General features: G+C 64.2%; 1 pseudogene. It reads left to right on the top strand.

From position 1 onward, the window contains the following. Positions 1–640, top strand: a pseudogene (locus tag EVC45_RS46070) (adhesin); the annotation flags it as partial.

The raw sequence follows: 640 nt of genomic DNA, 5'->3' as shown, positions 1-640 counted from the left end.
GAGACGAACATCACGGGTATCGACAACCGGGTGACGAACGTCGAGGGTTCGGTGCAGAACATCGCGAACGACCTGAGCAGCGGTGTGATGGGTCTGGTGCAGCAGGACGCGGGTACGAACGCGATCACGGTGGCGAAGGACAAGGCCGGCGATCTGGTGGACTTCAAGGGCACGGACGGCGTTCGCACGCTGTCGGGCGTGAAGGCCGGAACGCTGTCGGCGACGAGCAGCGAAGCGGTGAACGGCTCGCAGCTGTATGCGACGAACCAGGGCGTGGCGCAGAACGCCTCGAATATCGCGGGTCTGGATGGCCGTGTGACGCAGAACACGTCGGCGATCGGTGGCATGGACACCCGCATCGCGCAGAACGAGACGAACATCACGGGTATCGACAACCGGGTGACGAACGTCGAGGGTTCGGTGCAGAACATCGCGAACGACCTGAGCAGCGGTGTGATGGGTCTGGTGCAGCAGGACGCGGGTACGAACGCGATCATGGTGGCGAAGGACAAGGCCGGCGATCTGGTGGACTTCAAGGGCACGGACGGCGTTCGCACGCTGTCGGGCGTGAAGGCCGGAACGCTGTCGGCGACGAGCAGCGAAGCGGTGAACGGCTCGCAGCTGTATGCGACGAACCAGG

This window comes from Paraburkholderia sp. UYCP14C (genome assembly GCF_004197395.1).
Lineage (GTDB): Bacteria > Pseudomonadota > Gammaproteobacteria > Burkholderiales > Burkholderiaceae > Paraburkholderia.
The sequence above is the reverse complement of the archived record's forward strand: the minus strand, read 5'-3'. Positions and strand labels throughout refer to the sequence as shown.